At 65.6% G+C, this 17,684-nt stretch carries 19 protein-coding genes; 17 read left to right on the top strand and 2 right to left on the bottom strand.

Annotation, left to right across the window (positions count from 1 at the left end; all coding sequences use genetic code 11):
- The 7 genes from F9K07_RS22715 (at position 1) to soxB (ending at position 5,854) form a co-directional block, all read left to right on the top strand.
- Positions 1 to 1,062 carry a c-type cytochrome gene (locus tag F9K07_RS22715; RefSeq protein ID WP_159595575.1) on the top strand — a complete coding sequence of 354 codons (1,062 nt, stop codon included), beginning with the start codon at positions 1 to 3 and terminating at the stop codon, positions 1,060 to 1,062.
- A 132-nt stretch (positions 1,063 to 1,194) separates the two neighbouring features.
- Positions 1,195 to 1,527, top strand: coding sequence for a c-type cytochrome (locus F9K07_RS22710; protein WP_159595574.1), 333 nt, complete (start codon positions 1,195 to 1,197; stop codon positions 1,525 to 1,527).
- A 55-nt stretch (positions 1,528 to 1,582) separates the two neighbouring features.
- Positions 1,583 to 2,038, top strand: a complete 456-nt coding sequence (gene soxY / locus F9K07_RS22705; RefSeq protein WP_159595573.1) for a thiosulfate oxidation carrier protein SoxY — start codon at positions 1,583 to 1,585, stop codon at positions 2,036 to 2,038.
- Between the two features lie 58 nt (positions 2,039 to 2,096).
- Positions 2,097 to 2,408 carry a thiosulfate oxidation carrier complex protein SoxZ gene (gene soxZ / locus F9K07_RS22700; RefSeq protein WP_201451468.1) on the top strand — a complete coding sequence of 104 codons (312 nt, stop codon included), beginning with the start codon at positions 2,097 to 2,099 and terminating at the stop codon, positions 2,406 to 2,408.
- 150 nt (positions 2,409 to 2,558) lie between these two features.
- A complete protein-coding gene (gene soxA / locus F9K07_RS22695) occupies positions 2,559 to 3,362 on the top strand; it encodes a sulfur oxidation c-type cytochrome SoxA (protein ID WP_159595572.1) in 804 nt (267 codons plus the stop codon).
- A gap of 16 nt (positions 3,363 to 3,378) precedes the next feature.
- A complete protein-coding gene (gene soxX, locus F9K07_RS22690; RefSeq protein ID WP_159595571.1) occupies positions 3,379 to 4,029 on the top strand; it encodes a sulfur oxidation c-type cytochrome SoxX in 651 nt (216 codons plus the stop codon).
- 103 nt (positions 4,030 to 4,132) lie between these two features.
- On the top strand, positions 4,133 to 5,854 hold the full coding sequence (gene soxB, locus F9K07_RS22685) for a thiosulfohydrolase SoxB (protein ID WP_159595570.1): 1,722 nt from the start codon (positions 4,133 to 4,135) through the stop codon (positions 5,852 to 5,854).
- Positions 5,855 to 5,980: 126 nt separating this feature from the next.
- On the opposite strand, the gene F9K07_RS22680 is transcribed toward soxB, so the two are convergent.
- Positions 5,981 to 6,967, bottom strand: a complete 987-nt coding sequence (locus F9K07_RS22680) for a porin (RefSeq protein ID WP_159595569.1) — start codon at positions 6,965 to 6,967, stop codon at positions 5,981 to 5,983.
- Between the two features lie 242 nt (positions 6,968 to 7,209).
- On the opposite strand from F9K07_RS22680, the gene F9K07_RS22675 reads away from it, so the two are divergent.
- Positions 7,210 to 8,457 carry an NAD(P)/FAD-dependent oxidoreductase gene (locus tag F9K07_RS22675; RefSeq protein WP_159595568.1) on the top strand — a complete coding sequence of 416 codons (1,248 nt, stop codon included), beginning with the start codon at positions 7,210 to 7,212 and terminating at the stop codon, positions 8,455 to 8,457.
- Here the strand turns inward: F9K07_RS22675 and F9K07_RS22670 are convergent.
- On the bottom strand, positions 8,369 to 9,409 hold the full coding sequence (locus tag F9K07_RS22670; protein WP_159595567.1) for a LysR substrate-binding domain-containing protein: 1,041 nt from the start codon (positions 9,407 to 9,409) through the stop codon (positions 8,369 to 8,371). The two genes, F9K07_RS22675 and F9K07_RS22670, sit on opposite strands and share 89 nt — an antisense overlap.
- A 137-nt stretch (positions 9,410 to 9,546) precedes the next feature.
- Here F9K07_RS22670 and F9K07_RS22665 point away from each other — a divergent pair, with 137 nt between their 5' ends.
- From F9K07_RS22665 to leuD, 9 genes are all read left to right on the top strand, one after another.
- Complete coding sequence (locus F9K07_RS22665) at positions 9,547 to 10,425, top strand: amidohydrolase family protein (RefSeq protein WP_159595566.1); 879 nt, start codon at positions 9,547 to 9,549, stop codon at positions 10,423 to 10,425.
- On the top strand, positions 10,425 to 11,324 hold the full coding sequence (locus F9K07_RS22660; protein ID WP_159595565.1) for an ABC transporter substrate-binding protein: 900 nt from the start codon (positions 10,425 to 10,427) through the stop codon (positions 11,322 to 11,324). Before F9K07_RS22665 ends, F9K07_RS22660 begins: the two co-directional genes overlap by 1 nt.
- 21 nt (positions 11,325 to 11,345) lie before the next feature.
- Positions 11,346 to 12,308 carry a tripartite tricarboxylate transporter substrate-binding protein gene (locus tag F9K07_RS22655; RefSeq protein ID WP_159595564.1) on the top strand — a complete coding sequence of 321 codons (963 nt, stop codon included), beginning with the start codon at positions 11,346 to 11,348 and terminating at the stop codon, positions 12,306 to 12,308.
- Positions 12,309 to 12,360: 52 nt separating this feature from the next.
- Positions 12,361 to 12,558: a hypothetical protein gene (locus F9K07_RS22650; RefSeq protein WP_159595563.1), complete on the top strand. Its 198-nt coding sequence runs from the start codon at positions 12,361 to 12,363 to the stop codon at positions 12,556 to 12,558.
- Positions 12,559 to 12,781: 223 nt separating this feature from the next.
- On the top strand, positions 12,782 to 13,771 hold the full coding sequence (locus tag F9K07_RS22645) for a Bug family tripartite tricarboxylate transporter substrate binding protein (protein ID WP_159595562.1): 990 nt from the start codon (positions 12,782 to 12,784) through the stop codon (positions 13,769 to 13,771).
- Between the two features lie 118 nt (positions 13,772 to 13,889).
- Positions 13,890 to 14,684, top strand: a complete 795-nt coding sequence (locus tag F9K07_RS22640) for an SDR family NAD(P)-dependent oxidoreductase (RefSeq protein WP_159595561.1) — start codon at positions 13,890 to 13,892, stop codon at positions 14,682 to 14,684.
- Positions 14,685 to 14,731: 47 nt separating this feature from the next.
- Positions 14,732 to 15,601, top strand: coding sequence for an isocitrate lyase/PEP mutase family protein (locus F9K07_RS22635; protein WP_159595560.1), 870 nt, complete (start codon positions 14,732 to 14,734; stop codon positions 15,599 to 15,601).
- Between the two features lie 8 nt (positions 15,602 to 15,609).
- Positions 15,610 to 17,025, top strand: a complete 1,416-nt coding sequence (leuC, locus tag F9K07_RS22630; protein ID WP_159595559.1) for a 3-isopropylmalate dehydratase large subunit — start codon at positions 15,610 to 15,612, stop codon at positions 17,023 to 17,025.
- 2 nt (positions 17,026 to 17,027) lie between these two features.
- The gene (gene leuD / locus F9K07_RS22625) at positions 17,028 to 17,657 is read left to right on the top strand and encodes a 3-isopropylmalate dehydratase small subunit (RefSeq protein WP_159597055.1); all 630 of its coding nucleotides are present in this window, start codon (positions 17,028 to 17,030) and stop codon (positions 17,655 to 17,657) included.
- Positions 17,658 to 17,684: the final 27 nt, after the last annotated feature.

Here is a 17,684-nt window from a genome sequence, read left to right as displayed (position 1 = left end):
ATGAGAACCCTGATCCTGTTGGCCGCTGCCTTCGTCACCGCTCCGGCCTTTGCACAAACCCAGCCCTGGCACGAGATTGGTCGCGACGCGACCAAGGCCGAAGTCAAAGCCTGGGACATCGACGTGCGTCCCGACTTCAAAGGCCTGCCCAAGGGCTCGGGCACGGTGTCGCGGGGCGAGACCGTGTGGGAGGCGCAGTGCGCGTCCTGCCACGGCAGCTTCGGCGAATCGAACGAGGTGTTCACGCCCATCGTCGGCGGCACCACCAAGGCCGACATCGAACGCGGCCGTGTGAAGAACCTGGAGCCAGGCAGCACCTTCCCGCAGAAGACCACCATGATGAAGGTGGCCACGCTCTCCACGCTGTGGGACTACATCAACCGCGCCATGCCCTGGAACGCGCCCAAGTCGCTCACGGCCGACGAGGTCTACAGCGTGACCGCTTACATCCTGAGCCTGGCCGATGTGGTGCCGGCGGACTTCACGCTGAGCGACCAGAACATCGCCGAGGTGCAAAAGCGCATGCCCAACCGCAACGGCATGGTGTTCCACGAGCCGCTGTGGAAGGTGGACGGCAAGGGCGACGTGAAGAACGTGGCCTGCATGAAAGACTGCCCGGTGGAGTCGACCATCCGCTCCTCGCTGCCCGATTTCGCGCGCGATGCGCACGGCAACATCCAGGAGCAGAACCGCGTCATCGGCCCGGTGCGCGGGGCCGACACCACCAAGCCGCCACCGACTGCACCCGTGGGCAGCGCGCCGCCGCCCACGGTGGTTGTCGCGGCGGCCAAGCCCGCTGCCGGCGCGCCCGACACCAAGGCCCTGCTGGCCGCCAACAGCTGCACCGCCTGCCACGGCATGACGAACAAGATCGTCGGCCCCGGGTTCAATGAGATCGCCGCCAAGCACAAGGGCAAGGCCGATCTTGAGGCGTACCTGCTGGGCCGTATCCGCGAAGGCGGATCGGGCGTGTACGGCGCGGTGCCGATGCCGCCGCAACCCCAGCTCAGCGACGCGGACGCCCGCTCCATCGCCCGCTGGATTGCCAGTGGCGCGAAGTAACACGGAAGACTGTGGCGCGCATGCCGCAGTGGCCCGAGGCGCATCGGCGCCTCAAGCCACAATGTTTTTAAATATGCGCATTTACTCGTAAACCCCATTTCCCCTCAAAAAAGGAGACCGTACCCTATGCCCATGAAACCGATCCTGTTGTGCCTGGCCGCTGCTGGAGCGCTGCTGAGCGCAGGCGCCCACGCCCAGGATGCCGCTGCCGCCAAAGCCCTGGCCGCCAAGAGCGCCTGCATGGCCTGCCACGCGGTGGACAAGAAATTGGTCGGCCCCGCATTCAAGGACGTGGCCGCCAAGCACAAGGGCCAGGCGGGTGCGCTGGCGGCGGTGGCCGCGCGCATCAAGTCCGGCGGTTCGGGCACCTACGGTCCCGTGCCCATGCCGCCGCAGCCCACGCTGAAAGACGACGAACTCACCCTGCTCGCAAGCTGGGTCCTCGCCGGTGCGCCCGACAAGTGAGCGCACGCCCAGTAAACTTCGCACCGTTTTGATTCATATCCCTCAGGAGTTCCCCATGAACCACACCCGCCGAGCCACCCTCAAGACCACTGGAGCGTTCGCCACGCTGGTGTCGCTGGGCATCATCACCCAAAGCCAGGCACAGGCCGCCGTGGACCGCGCCGGCTTCGAAGTGAAGACGCTGGCCGACGCGCTCAAGGCCGTGGGCGGTACGCCCGCCAACAGCGACCAGGTGACCGTGGTCGCGCCGGACATCGCCGAGAACGGTGCCGTGGTGCCGGTGGGCGCTTCCAGCAAGCTGCCCAACACCACCGAGATCTACCTGATCGTCGAGAAAAACCCGATGCCCTTGTCCTGCGGTTTCATCATTCCCGCGGGCACCGCGCCGGAGGTGCAGACGCGCCTGAAGATGGGTCAGAGCAGCAACGTGATCGCCATCGCCAAGGCCGATGGCAAGCTGTACTCGGCCACCAAGGAAACCAAGGTCACGCTGGGCGGTTGCGGCGGCTGATCGCCCCGAGTCCAACGCCCTTCCACGCCCAACGCTCACAGAATTTCAGGAGTCCAACATGGCCGATCCGATGCGCATCCGCGCCGCCCTCGCCGGTGACGAAACCACCGTCCGCATTCTCATGTCCCACGTCATGGAGCCCGGCACGCGCCGCGACGCTGCAGGCGCGCTCATTCCCGCCCACTTCATCAAGGACGTGCAAGCCACGCACAACGGCAAGGTCGTGCTGAGCGCGCTGTTCACCGGCTCTGTGGCGCAGAACCCCTTTCTGTCGTTCAAGTTCAAGGGCGCCGCCAAGGGCGACAAAGTGGTCGTGAAGTGGACCGACACGAAGAACGACACGCGTACGGATGAGGCTGTAATAGCTTGACCCACCCCCGCCGCGCTGCGCGCGACCCCCTCCAGGGGGGCGTCGCTGGCGGCCCGGCGAAGCCGGTTCCGCGGCGGCCTGGATTTGAGGTGTGTCGCGGCGACGGTGCCGTGGTGATTCGGTTTTTTTGATAACAAGAGGAGCTCCCCCATGAAACTTTTCCCCTCCGTCGCCGCGCTGGCGTTCACGGCCTTGGCGCTGGGCACGGCCCATGCGCAGGACGCCACCGCCGAAGGCATCGCCAAGTACCGCGAGATGCTGCAGGACGGCAACCCCGCCGAGCTGTTCGAGATGAAGGGGGAAGAGCTCTGGAAACAGAAACGCGGCCCCAAGAACGTGTCGCTCGAACAGTGCGACCTCGGCAAGGGCCCGGGCGTGATCAAAGGCGTCTTCGTGGAAATGCCGCGCTTCTTCAAGGACACCGGCCGCGTGCAGGATCTGGAGACGCGTCTCATCACCTGCATGGAAACGCTGCAAGGCTTCAACGCCGCCGAGATCGCCAAGACGCCGTTTGGCCGTGGCGAAATGGCCAACGTGACGGCGCTGGCAACCTACGTGGCCACGGCCTCCAAAGGCATGCGCTTCAACCTGCCGCAATCGCATGCGCAGGAAAAACTGATGTACGAAGCCGGCAAGCGCATCTTCTTCACGCGCGGCGGCACGCACGACTTCTCGTGCGCCTCGTGCCACGGCGAGAGCGACAAGCGCATCCGACTGCAAGACCTGCCCAACCTCACCAAGAACCCGGGCGACGGCATCGGCTTTGCCGCGTGGCCCGCCTACCGCGTGTCCAACGCGCAGATGTGGGGCATGCAACTGCGCCTGAACGACTGTTTCCGCCAGCAGCGCTTTCCCGAACCCAAGTTCGGCAGCGACGCCACCATTGCACTCGGCGTCTACATGGGCGTGAACGCCAAGACCGCCGAGTCCATCGTGCCCGCCATCAAGCGCTGAACCGGAGACCACGAACATGAACAAGAACATCACCTTCGTCCTGCTGCCCGTGGCAGCGCTTGCGCTCTCCGCCTGCACCGTGTCGCCATCGTCCGCCGACTACGACAAGGCCACGGCCGACATCCTCAAGAATTCCTTCCAGGACCGCGGCATCGCCAAGGTGGACCGCCTTGTGCAGGACGATGCCAACCGCGAATGCGCGGCCGCCGACGTGGCCGGCAAACCCATCGACCCGGCCGTGGCCAAGGCCATCGAAGCGGCCAACATGAAGACCGTGAAGTGGCCGAGCGACGGCAAGTTCATCGGCGACTGGAAAGCCGGCGAGGCCATCGCGCAAAGCGGCCGTGGCATGACCTGGACCGACACCGCGACCACGGTCAACGGCGGCAACTGCTACAACTGCCACCAGATCAGCAAGGAAGAGATCTCCTTCGGCACACTCGGCCCCAGCCTCTACAACTACGGCAAGCTGCGCGGCGTGACCGACCCCAACAGCCCGGCGGGCAAGGCCATCGTGGAGTACACCTGGGGCAAGCTGTGGAACTCGCGCGCCTACAACGCGTGCTCGCAGATGCCGCGCGTGGGCCAACACGCCATCCTCAACGAGAAGCAGCTCAAGGACGTGATGGCGCTGTTGCTCGACCCGGCTTCTCCGGTCAATAAATAACAGCACCGAGCCCCGGTTTTCGCCAATGCGGCGGCCGGGGCTTTTGTTCAAAAAAATTTCGCGCAAATATCAGCGATCAATTATTGAAAGACAGGGACGAGACATGAGCTTCAGCCGCCGTGAATTCATGCAGGTGCTGGCCGTGGCGAGCGCCACCGGCATGGCCTTGAACCACCGCGACGTGTTGGCCGCCGCGCCCGGTGCGGGCGAGCGCCTGTACGACGTGCCCAAGTTCGGCAACGTGAGCTTCCTGCACTTCACCGATTGCCACGCGCAGCTGCAGCCGATTTACTTCCGCGAGCCCAGCGTGAACCTGGGCGTGGCCGATGCCGTGGGCAAGCCACCACACATCGTGGGCGAGAAGCTGCTGCGGCACTTCGGCATCAAACCCGGCACCGCGCAGGCGCACGCGTTCTCGTCCCTCAACTTCAGCCAGGCCGCGAAGACCTACGGCAAAGTCGGCGGCTTCGCGCACATGGCCACGCTGATCCAGCAGCTCAAGGCCAGCCGTCCGCACGCGCTGCTGCTCGATGGCGGCGACACCTGGCAGGGTTCGGCCACCTCGTTGTGGACCAACGCGCAGGACATGGTGGACGCCTGCAAGCTGCTCGGCGTGAACATGATGACGCCGCACTGGGAGTTCACCTTCGGCGCCCAGCGCGTGAAGGAGATCGTGGAGAAGGATCTCAACGGCCATATCGAATTCCTGGCGCAGAACGTCAAGACCACGGACTTCGAGGACCTGGTGTTCAAGCCCTACGCGCTGCGCGAGATGAATGGCGTGCAGGTTGCGGTGATCGGCCAGGCCTTCCCCTACACCCCCATCGCCAACCCGCGCTACATGGTGCCCGACTGGACCTTCGGCATCCAGGACGAGCACATGCAGAAGATGGTCGACGAAGCGCGCGGCAAGGGCGCGCAGGTCGTGGTGGTGCTCTCGCACAACGGCATGGACGTGGACATCAAGATGGCCTCGCGCGTGCGCGGCATCGACGCCATCCTGGGCGGCCACACGCACGACGGCATGCCCGCGCCCACCATCGTGAAGAACGGTGGCGGCCAGACGCTGGTGACCAACGCCGGCTCCAACAGCAAGTTCCTCGGCGTGCTCGATTTCGACGTGCGCGGCGGCAAGGTGCAGGACTTTCGCTACAAGCTGCTGCCCATCTTCTCCAACCTGCTGGCGGCCGACGCAGCGATGCAGGCGCACATCGACAAGGTGCGCGCGCCCTACAAGGACAAGCTGGAAGAAAAACTCGCCATCACCGAAGACCTGCTGTACCGCCGGGGCAACTTCAACGGCTCGTGGGACCAGCTCATCTGCGACGCGCTGATGCAGAACAAGGGGGCCGACATGGCGTTCTCGCCCGGCGTGCGCTGGGGCACCTCGCTGCTGCCGGGCGACACCATCACCTACGAACGCATGATGGACCAGATGGCCATGACCTACCCGGCCACCACGCTCAACACCTTCACCGGCGAGCAGATCAAGACCATTCTGGAAGACGTGGCCGACAACATCTTCAACCCCGACCCCTACTACCAGCAGGGCGGCGACATGGTGCGCGTGGGGGGCATGCAGTACACCGTGGCGCCCAAGGCGGCCATGGGCCAGCGCATCAACAACATGACGCTTAAAGGCAAGCCGATCGAAGCCGGCAAGACCTACAAGGTCGCGGGCTGGGCCTCGGTGCAGGAAGGTGCCACGGGTGAGCCGATCTGGGATGTGGTCTCGGGTTACCTGCGTGAGAAGAAGGTGATCAAGGGCGTGAAGATCAACACGCCGCGCATCGTGGGCATGGAAGGCAACCCCGGCATGGCCTGATGCCCATGGCAAAAAGCCCCACCGGCCGCGAAGACCGATGGGGCACAAAAACCTTGGAGAAGGTCAGGAAGTAACAAACGCGAGATAACGGCGACCGTGTGTCAGAACGGTCGCCGGATCCAAAGATCAGAAGTCGTGGCGCACGCCGAAGGAGTACATGCGGCGATCGGTGATCGTCACGCCAGCGCCGTTCTCCACGTCGCCATCCAGGTACGCACCGTACAGGCGGGTGCGCTTGGACAGGGCGTAGGTTGCGCCCAGGCCGAAGGCCGAGCCCTTGGCCGTGGTCACGCCAGCGGCTTCGGACTTGCTGCGCGCATAGCCCACCGACACCTCGAACGCGCCCAGCGGCACGTTCACACCCACCGACAGTTCGTTGTCGCGCAGGTTGGCGCCGTTCTCGGCGCGGTTGAAGCCGGCCGAGACGCGGGCCACGCCGAAGTTGTAGGCGCCTGAGATCGCGGTGTATTCGCGGTCGGTGGCTGGAGCGGACTCGTGCTTCTGCTCCTGGCGGCCCACGCCCACGTCCAGGTTGCCGGCGCGGTAGCGCAGGTTGTAGGACAGCACGTCGCGCTTGATCGGCGAAGCCTGTTCGTCCAGGCCGTAGCCCACGCCGAAGCTGAAGCCGGCGAAGGAGGGCGACTCGTAGCGGATCTGGTTGCTGGCGCGGCTGGAGTAGTCGGGTACGCCGGCGGTGTACGCGATCTTCGTGGGCGTGAATTCCGAGTCCCACAGGTTGCTGCTCACCGCGAGGTCACGGATGTCGTCGAACGAGGTGTCAGAACGGCCGATCTTGACCGCGCCGAAACCGCCGCTCAGACCCACCCAAGACTGGCGATCGAACGCGCTGCCGGCGTTCTGGGTGCCGTCGCTGCTGTCAAAGCCTTGTTCCAGGTTGAAGTTGGCCTTGAGGCCACCACCCAGGTCTTCGCTGCCACGCAAGCCCCAGCGGGTGGAGGACAGGTTGCCGCTGAACATCTGCGTGTTGCTCACGCCGTTGACCTTGTTGGAGCCGATCGAGGTATCGATGCGGCCATACAGCGTGACGTTGGACTGGGCCATCGCGGCGCCGGTGGATGCCAGAACGGCGAGAGCGATGAGGCTCTTCTTCATGTGAATGCTCCGATGAAATGGTCTTAGGACTTGTGGTGAGTCCAGTGCTTCTTGCACCATGCAGGAAGTCCGGTTGATTTCATCGAACCACGGCGACAAGTCTGTGACACACAGCCGATGCAATGGGGTTATCACCGAGATACAACACATGGCGCAGCTGCCCGCAAGGTCTGTCATCACCGTGCCACGAAAGTCTGTGTCAGATACAGTGCCAGCAGCGCACAACGAAGAAACGCCACACCATGAAACACGATGCGATCGTTCTCGGCGCCGGCATGGTCGGCGTCTGTTGCGCGTTGCACCTGCAGGCCAGAGGCTTGTCGGTGGCGTTGGTGGACCGGCGTGCGCCCGGCATGGAAACCTCGTACGGCAACGCCGGCATCATCCAGCGCGAAGCCATTGCGCCCTACGCCCTGGACCGCGACCTGGGCTTCCTGCTCTCGGGCATGACCAACCGGCGCACCGACGTGCGCTACCACCTGGGCGATGCCGCCCGGCTCCTGGGCCCGCTGTGGTCCTACTACCAGAACTCCGCGCCCGAGGCGTACCAGAAGATTGCCGCCGAGTACGAGACCCTCATTGCGTGCTCGCTCGAAACCCATGAGCAACTCATGCACGACGCTAACGCCCGTCACCTCGTGGCCAGGCGCGGCTATCTCACGCTCTACCGCTCCGAGCGCGATCTGCACGAGCTGTTCAAGGTGGCCGATGAACGCGCGCGCCAGGGTGTGAACCACGTCAAGCTCAGTGGTGTCGATGTGGCGCAGGCCGAGCCCTCGCTCGTGGGCAGGTTCGCGGGCGCGGTGCGCTGGACCGATCCCCTGGCCATCCGCAGCCCCGGCGATCTGGTGCAGGCGTATGCGCGCCTGTTCGCGCAGCGGCGCGGCACGCTGCACCTGGGCGACGCGATCGCGTTGCGCCAGACGGATGCAGGCCATTGGCAGGTGGACGCGGCGGACGATGTGCTGCAAGCGCCGCAAGTGGTGGTGGCGCTCGGCCCCTGGACCACCGACCTGACCCAGCGCTACGGCTACACCGTGCCCATGATCCCCAAGCGCGGCTACCACGTGCACTACGCGCCGCAGCCGCTCAAGCCGCTCAACAGCACCGTGATCGATGGCGACCATGGCTTCGTGGTGGCCCCCATGAAAGACGGCCTGCGCTTGACCACCGGCGCCGAACTCGCCATGCCCGACGCCCCGCGCACACCCGGGCAGATCGAGGCGGCCGAGAAGATCGCCCGGCGCGTCTATCCGCTGGGGCAGCGTGTGGAGCGGGAGCCCTGGATGGGCACGCGCCCCTGCATGCCCGACATGAAGCCGGTGTTCGGGGCGGTGCCCGGTGTGCCGGGCATGTGGTGCGCCTTCGGCCATGGCCACCAGGGCTTCACGCTCGGCCCCATCACCGGCGAGCTGCTGGCGGCGATGGTGGCGGGCGCACCACCCCGGGTGGATGTGCAGCCCTTTTCGCCGGCGCGGTTTGCGGCGTAGCCCGCCGGCTGCCTTGCACCAGACGTGCGCTCACCTCTTCGATGGCGCGCATGAACTGCTGTGCCGCCGGGGACAGCGCGGCCCCGCGCCGCCAGGTGAGGCCAATGGGCCGCAGCAGGTGGGGCAGTTCGAGGGGCAGCACGCTCAGCAAACCGAGTTCGCGGTAGTGCAGGGCGGCGATGCGCGAGAGCAGGCCGATGGCGTCGGTCGATTGCAGGTAAGCCAGGATCACATGGGTCGACAGCGTCTCCACCGTGTTGCTCGGCATGCCCACGCCGTGCTGGTGGAACGCAACCTCCAGCGGTTCGCGCGGCAGTGAGCCGACCGGGGGCAGGATCCAGGCGAAGTCCGCCAGCGTGGACCAGTCCAGGCGCCGCTTGCGCGCCAGCGGATGACCAGGGCGCACCACGAGCGCGCTGGCGCCGTCGAACAGGGGCTTTTCCGACAAGCCGTCGTCGACCAGGGCTTCGCTGCGCAGGCGGCCGACGATGAAGTCCAGGCCGCCGCGCCGCAGCGCGGGCAGCAGCACGTCCATCGGCCCTTCGTGCAGGGCCACCGTGGTGGTGGGCGCCTGCTGCTTGAGCAGGTTCAGCGCTTGCGGGACCAGCGCCGGTGTCATGGCCGGTAACGCGCCCACGCTGCAACGGCCCGATGCACCGGAGATGAGTGCACGCATTTCGTCGCGCGTCTGCGCCAGTCCGCTGAGCATGCTGCGCGCCTGGCGGATCATGCATTCGCCATAGACCGTGGGGTGCACGCCGCGCGCGGTGCGCTCGAACAGGCGCACGCCCAGGCCGCGCTCCAGCTCGCCCAGCGTGAGCGACACCGCGGGTTGCGAGACGTGCAGGCTCAAGGCCACCTTGCCGAGGTTGCGCATCTCGTCCAGCGCCACCAGCAGTTGCAGGTGGCGCGGCTTGAGTTGCGCGCGGAAGAAGCGGTCGATTTCGGACATGGAGCGCCCCCGTTGTCATAAGGATATGCTGATGTTAAGGGCGAATTTTCTGTCTTGTTTGCTTATGGTGTCCATCGCATGATGGCGGCACGGATTCACACCGATCCACCCTTTCACGGAGACAAGGACGCGCCCCCATGGCACAGGACATCACCGACATCCACCCGCACGTGATCAGCGACGATCCCGCGCGCCACCCGCTCGCACCGCTCACGGGCGAGCAGTCCACCTGGTCGCGCGAACGCCCCGCGACCTATCCACAACTGCTGCGTGCCATGGACGAAGCGGGCATTGCACGCGCCGTGCTGGTGCAGGCATCCACCTGCTACGGCCACGACAACCGCTACGTGGCCGAAGCCGTGGCCGCGCACCCCGACCGCTTTCGCGGCGTGTTCTCGGTGGACATGCTCGCGCCCGACGCGGCGCAGAACATCGCGCGCTGGGTGGACGCCGGCCTGGAAGGTTTGCGCGTGTTCATTGCCGGCCACACCACCAGCCACGACGGCGCGCGCCTGGACGACCCGCGTGCCTTCCCCGCCTGGGAATACGCCGTTTCGCGCGGCTTGCCGGTGGCGGTGCAACTGCGCGCCCACGGCTTGCCGCAGCTGGTGGCCCTGCTGGAGCGCTTCCCCCAGGCCCGCGTGGTGCTGGACCATTTCGCGCGCCCCGAACTGGACGATGGCGCGCCGTACGCGAAGGCCCAGGCGCTGTTCGACCTGGCGCGCTTTTCGAACCTGTTCTTCAAATACACGACGCACAACGTGCGCGAGTCGGCCGCCGGTGCTTCCACGCCGCAGGCTTTTCTGCGCCGCGCGGTGGACGCCTTCGGTGCCGAGCGCATTGCCTGGGGCTCCAACTTCCCGGCCTCCGCGGGTTCCCTGCCTTCCCTGCTCCGTGACGCGCGCCAGGCTGCGGCGCAACTCGCGCCGGCCGAGCAGGCGGCGATCTTCGGCGGCACGGCGCAGCGCCTGTACACCTCGCTCGCGCGCACCGGGGCCGCGGAAAGCGTGTCGTGATGCTCCGCCTTCCCACCCTTCTGGGCGACTACCCAGGCACGCGCGCGGTGCGCAGCCAGTTGGTGACCTCGCCCTTGTTCGAGCTCGACATCTGCGACGCCAAGGTCTCCAACCGCGTGTTCCCACGCGTGGTCAACACGCGCGAGTTCGCGGTCGCCGAACTCGCGCTGATCACCTTCTTCCAGGCGCGCGCGGCCGGCCGTCCGCTGGTGCTCATGCCCGCCGTCATCGGCGCCGGGCGGCACCAGCACCAGTGCCTGGTCTACAACGCCGAACGCAGCGGCCCGATCACGCCGCAGAGCCTGGCGGGCAAGCGCGTGGGCATCCGCTCCATCGGCCAGACCACCGTGGCCTGGGTGCGCGGCATCCTGCAGAACGACCATGGCGTGGACCTGGAGAGCGTGCGCTGGGTGAGCTTCGAGAACGCACACCTCAACGGCTTCACCGACCCGCCGGGGGTGGAACGCGCGCAGGGCGACAAGCCCTTGCTGGACCGCCTGTACGACGGCGAACTGGACGCGGCCATCATCGGCACCGGCCTGCCCGACGATCCGCGCCTGCAGCCCGTGATACCGCAGCCGCTGCAGGCCGCGCGCGAGTGGTCGCGCCGGCATGGCGCGGTGTCCATCAACCACATGGTCGCGCTGGATGCGGACCTCGCACGCGAGCGGCCCGACGTGGTGCGCGAAGTCTGGCGCCTGCTGTGCGAAGGCAAGCGCATCGCGGCCGAACCGCGTGTCGATGGTTTCGATCTCACGCCCTTCGGGCTCGAAGCCAACCGCGCCTCGCTCGCCATGCTGTTGAAGTACGCGCAACAGCAGAACCTGCTCGCCCGACCGCTGTCGGTCGACGACCTCTTTGACGACACCACCCGCGCGCTCGAAGCCGCGGCCTTGTAAACGAACCCAGGAGACACGCACATGAACAAGCGCAACTTCATCACCCTCTCGCTGGCCGTCGCGGCCAGCGTCCTGTCCAGCGCCGCTATCGCGCAGGCCAACGTCTCGCGCATCGTCGTGCCGTTCGCGGCCGGCGGCGCGCGCGAGACCCTGGCACGCACCTTCTACACCGAGCTGGGCACCGAACTCGGGCGCACCTTCATCGTGGAGAGCAAGGGCGGCGCGGGCGGTGCGATTGGCACCACCTACGTGGCGCGCGCCGAGCCCGATGGCCGCACGCTGCTCATGGCTGCCTCCAGCCATTTCGTGACCGCGCAGATTGCCGCCAAACCCGCCTACGAGCCGGTGCAGGACTTCGTGCCGGTGGCCAACATCGGCACGCAGAGCTACGTGCTCATGATCAGCGCGGCCTTGCCGGCGAAGAACCTCAAGGAATTCGTGGCGCTGGCCAAATCCAAGCCGGGCGAATTCAACTACGGCTCGGCCGGCATCGGCAGCTCCACCCACCTGGCGATGGCTTATCTGACCAACGTGGCTGGCGTGGACGTGGTGCACGTGCCGTTCAAGTCGACCCAGGAAGCCGCCAACGAGGTCAGTGCCGGTCGGATCCAGGCGGTGATCGTGCCCAATGCCGGCATTGGCCCCTACGTACAGGACCCGAAACTGCGCATCATCGGCGTGACCGCGACCAAGCGCGCGCCGCTGCTGCCCAACGTGCCCACGATCGCCGAAGCCGGCCTGCCGTCCTACGCCTTCGAATCGTGGTTCGGTCTGCTCGCGCCGGCCAAGACGCCCAAGGCCGAGGTGGAGAAGATCAACGCGGCGGTGAACAAGGTGCTGGCGCTGGACGTGGTCAAGCAGCGCCTGGCCACACAAGGCGTGCAGACCGATGCGATGTCCACGGCCGAGTTCGGCAAGGTCTTCATTGCCGATCGCGAGTTGATGGCCCGTGTCGTGAAGAGTTCGGGGATGAAAGCGGAGTGAAGGTGTCGCCCGGGCCTCGGCGTTGCCGATAGAGCCCAACAAAAAGCCCGCCATGAACTGCATGGCGGGCTTTTTGCATGGTTGTGCGCGGTGTCGCGCTGTGCCACGACGCGGGTTCTACATCACCAGCGTGTGGATGTTCCTGCTCGGTGTCGCCTTGCTGGCGCTCCAGACCAAATTCGTGGTGTTGGTCGGTATCGTGCGGACGATTTTTGTGACTCACACATTTGCCCATCGTGGTCTTTCGTGAGGTTCGCCACCGCGAGCTGGGTGGTGGGGTTGTCAGAGACCCAGAAGTTTTGTGGTCCGGAACGGGCCATTGACGGCAAATGATCTGTGACGGCCCACGCGCGCGGCATTATCTCGTGGTGCGCAATAGTCAGTTGACGGGCGCAGCGTTGCGCGCGGCAGCCCACGATATAAGAATCGCCTTCACAAAACCAGCAACCATCCGAAGGATATTAGGAGACATCATGCAGTTCAAAACGCCAGCAGCATTCAGTGTGGTCGTCGGTGTATGTGTGGCGGTGGCGGCATGGGCGTGCGCTCCCGCCTTCGGCCAGAGCTACCCCGACCGTCCGATCAAGTACATCGTTCCGTGGACCGCCGGTGGCTCGGCGGACGCCGCGGGTCGCATCCTGGCGCAGCAGCTCGGCGAGCGGCTGCACCAGACCATCGTTGTGGACAACCGGCCCGGCGCCAATGGCCGTCTCGGTGCGGACCTGGCCGCCAAAGCGCCGGCGGATGGCTACACACTGGTACTGGCCGGTGCGGAGACGCATGCCATCAACCCGGCGCTGTATTCGACGTTGCCTTACAACCCGGTTCGCGACTTCGCGATGGTCGCGCCCTATGCGATCAACCCATTCGCCGTGGTGGCCCGGGCAAACATCAACGCCGCCAACATGCGTGAGCTCGTCGCCGCCGCGAAAGCAGCACCGGGCAAGTTGACGGCGGCGAGCTGGGGCGTGGGCAGTACGTCGCATCTGGCGTTGGAGGTCATCAAGTCACAGGCTGGTATCGACGTGCTGCACGTACCCTTTCAAGGTGAGGCGCCTGCGGTGTCCGCGCTCATGGGTGGGCACGTGGACCTGATGGTGTTGCCCGCGATCCGCGCCGAGATTTTGCGCAAGGAAGGTAAGGTGAAGGTGCTCGGCGTGACGACCAAGGAACGTGTGAGCTTCATCGCGGATGTGCCCACGCTCAACGAACAGGGTTACAACGTCAACGTGGTCAACTGGATCGGCGTCGGCGTGCCAGCGAAAACTTCTCCCGAGATCGTGCAGAGGCTCTCGGTGGAGATCGTGGCGCTCCTGCAGAAACCAAGCTTTGGCGAGGCGCTGCTCCAGCTTGGATTGTTTCCCCATCCCGCCATGACGCCATCGCAGTTCCAGAAGTTCATGGAGGACGAGGTGCAGCGCTGGGGCGGGTTGATCAAGTCGGCGAAAGTTCCGACGGAATAGCCCACGGCGCACAGGCCTTCGCGCCTTTCACGCTGCGTGCGTTCTGCGCGCGGTTCCAACCATTCATCCTGTTCTTGAGGCGCCCGCGGCAGTGCGGCGTCCAGGGGAAAGCTTTGCCATGAATCTCAGTGAAGAAGTCATCTTGATCACCGGTGCTGCACAAGGCCTCGGTGAAGCCATGGCGATAGCCTGCGCGCGGGCCGGTGCGGCGGTCGTCGTTGCCGACATCAACGAGGAGGGCGCGCGAAAAGTAGTTGCCGACATCCAGCGGGGCGGTGGCCGCGCACTTGCGCTGTCCTTGGATGTGGCCAACGCCGATAGCGTCAATGCCTCCGTGGCGGCAGCTTCCGAAGAGTTCGGCTTCGTCTCGGTGCTGGTCAACAACGCGATGTTTGCGCGTTACGGACCGATCGAAGAGATCGAGGCCGAAGTGGTCGACCGCATGCTCGCGGTAGGTCTCAAGGGCATTCTGCTCATGTGCCAGGCAGTGGTTCCGGGCATGCGCCGCCGCAAGCATGGCGTGATCCTCAACCTCTCGTCCGTGGTGAGTCTGGCGGGCGTGGCCTACAGCAGTGCCTATGCCGCGCTCAAGGGTGGTACCGACGCGCTCACCCGTGCGCTGGCCTCTGAATTGGGCAGCGATGGTATCCGCGTTAATTCCATCGCGCCCAGTGCGATCCCCTCCGAGATGTCGAGGCGGACGATGGACGCATCCGGGTGGGAAGAGCGGAGGCGGCGCACGCCCATGGCTGTGATCGGCACGCCTGAAAACGTGTCCGATGCCGTCATGTTTCTCGCGAGCAGCCAAGGGAAGTTCATCAGTGGCGTGACGCTGCCTGTCGATGGAGGGTTTTCCATGGCGGCCTTGATCCCCGGCGTGGACTTGGCCACGGTGCAGCGTTCGCGCAGGTGAGGCCGAGCGTGACCCATCCGACAGCTCGCAACCTGAGGACCCAAGACGTGAACCTACAAGGTGTATTGAAACAGCTGATCACTGCCCCCGGCCTTCTGGTGGTGCCCGGCGCCTATGACGCGATTGGTGTGCGCCTGATCGAACAGGCGGGCTTCTCTGCGGCGTACATGACCGGCGCAGGCACCTCGCTTGCACGGGGGTATCCCGACCTCGGTCTTCTGACCATGAGCGAGATGGTGGAAAACGCAGCGGGCATGGTGCGTTCGGCCTCGGTGCCGCTGATCGCCGACGCCGACACAGGCTTTGGAAACGAGCTCAACGTGACGCGCACGGTGAGAGAGTACGAAGAGCGCGGGGTCGCCGCGATCCACCTGGAAGACCAGGTCATGCCCAAGCGATGCGGCCATACCGAGGGCAAGGAGGTGGTTTCTCGGCAGGAGTTCATCGCCAAGATCCGCGCCGCTGTGGCGGCTCGGCGCAGCGCCGACTTCTTGTTGATTGCGCGTACGGATGCCCGTGCGGTGCTCGGCTTCGATGAGGCGGTGTGGCGCGCGAACGCCGCGCTCGACGCGGGTGCTGACATGGCCTTTGTGGAAGCACCGCAGTCGGTAGAAGAGGCCGCCCGCGTCCCTGGGAAAGTGCATGGGCCTTGCCTGATCAACATCGTGCCTGGCGGCAAGACGCCGGTGTCGGATCTGCACGATGCGGAATCGATGGGCTACAAGCTGGCGATCCTGCCCGGCTTCATGCTGATGACAACGATCGACGCGGCCGACGCGGCGCTTGCGTCGCTGCAGGCTTCGATGTGCCTGGCGCCCGCCCGCATGAGCATTGGCGACTTGTTCAGGCGCTTCGATGCCGACCGCTGGGATGCCCTGCGCCACCAGTTCATCGAACCGAACCGCGAGTCTGCATAGGCCACCCCATGGAAGCAAGAACCGTGATCGACAAACTGTGGGATGCCCACGTGATCAGCGACTTGGGCAATGGCTGGGCGCTGCTGCACATTGACCGGCATTTTCTCCACGAGCTGTCCGGGCCTCCGGCGTTGGCCGATGTCGAAGAACGCGGGCTCCCGTTGCACGATCCTGGCCTGGTGTTTTCGACGCCTGATCACGCCGTGTCCAGCCAACCCGGGCGCATCGCAACCACGTTTGCACTCGGCGGACGATTGCATGCCGCTCTCCAGCAGGCCAGTGCCCGCATGGGGGTGCGCATGTTCGATCTGGGTGAACCCGGACAAGGGATCGTTCATGTGATGGGGCCCGAGCTGGGTCTCGTATTGCCGGGCACGACAGTGATTTGCGGCGACAGCCATACGTGCACCAATGGCGGTCTGGGTGCGCTCGCTTTCGGCGTTGGTTCCTCGGAGAGCTCACACGCGCTCGCCACCCAGACCTTGCGGATGCAGAAGCCGAGACAAATGCGGATTCGCTGCGAAGGCGCGCTCCGGTCAGGCGTCACCGCCAAGGACCTGGTGCTGCATATCATCGGCCAGCTGGGGACCGCCGCTGGGGTGGGCTCGGTGATCGAATTCTGCGGGCCGGCGGTCGAGACCCTGGACGTGGAAGCCCGCCTCACGTTGTGCAACCTGTCTGTGGAACTCGGTGCCCGCTGTGGCCTCGTGGCGCCCGATGAGCGCACTTTCGCGTACGTCAAAGGCAGGCCCTTTGCGCCTCAGGGAGCGGCGCTGGAGGCCGCCATTGCCCATTGGCGCACGCTGTTCAGCGACGAAGGCGCGGTGTTCGATCACGAGGAATGCATCGACGCGTCTGCGGTGCGGCCAACCTTGACGTGGGGAACCAGCCCGGAGCACGCGGTTGCGGTCGATGGCCTGGTGCCCGATCCCAACAGCATTACCGACGCTTCGCAAAAGGCCGCTTATTCGGCTGCCATCGCGTACATGGGGCTGACCGCCGGAAAGCCGCTTGCTGGAACACCGGTGGACTACGTGTTCATTGGCTCCTGCGCCAATGCGCGCATCTCCGATCTGCGCGCCGCCGCTGACGTCGTGCGGGGTCGCAAGGTGGCCGCGCATGTGACCGCCTGGGTCGTGCCGGGCTCCGAACTGGTCAAACGCGCGGCCGAAGCCGAGGGGCTGCACACCGTGTTTGCAGACGCTGGTTTTTCGTGGCGTGAACCGGGCTGCAGCATGTGCGTGGCGGCCAACGGCGAGCAGGTGCAAAGCGGGCGGCGCTCGGTCTCGACATCGAACCGCAACTTCGTGGGCCGTCAAGGCCCCGGCGCACGGACCCACTTGGCCAGCCCAGCCATGGCCGCTGCGGCGGCTGTGGCGGGGGTCATCATTGACGTGGCCGATCTGCCCGAGGTGAACGCATGAAGCTGCAACCTTTCACGGTCGTCACCGGCGCCGCCCCGTATCTGCCCCAGGACAACCTGGACACGGACATCATCATCCGCATCGAGCGCCTGGCCGCGTTGCCACGGCATGAGCTGGGCCCCTGCGCCTTCGAAACACTTCGGTATGTGCCAGACGGCGCCGAAAACCCCGACTTCATCCTGAACCAACCGGTGTTTCGGAACGCCCCGATCCTGTTGGCGGGCGACAACTTTGGTTGCGGCTCATCGAGAGAAGCTGCCGTGTGGGCATTGCAGGGCATCTCGCTGCGCTGCGTGATCGCCCCGAGCTTTGGCGACATCTTCTTCAGCAATTGTTTCCAGAACGGCGTGTTGCCCATTCGACTCGCAGCAGAAACGGTGCAGATGCTCGCGAGGGCGTGCGCGCAAGGCGCCCCTTTGTCGGTCGACCTGCACCGCTGCGACCTGTTGGCGCCGAGCGGACAAGCCATTGCGTTCGAGGTCGACCCGATGCGCCGCGATGGCCTGCTACACGGTCTCGACGACGTGGGCCTGACCTTGCGCCACGACGCGTCGATTTGTGCCTGGCAGCGGACCGACCGCCAGCGGCGGCCGTGGGTCTGGTCCACCGCTGGCGCAGTTCCGCCGCAATGAATTTTTTCAACCTGAGTCCTTCATTGA

The organism is Hydrogenophaga sp. BPS33 (assembly GCF_009859475.1).
In the GTDB taxonomy this organism is placed as follows: Bacteria; Pseudomonadota; Gammaproteobacteria; order Burkholderiales; family Burkholderiaceae_C; genus Hydrogenophaga.
The sequence above is the reverse complement of the archived record's forward strand: the minus strand, read 5'-3'. Positions and strand labels throughout refer to the sequence as shown.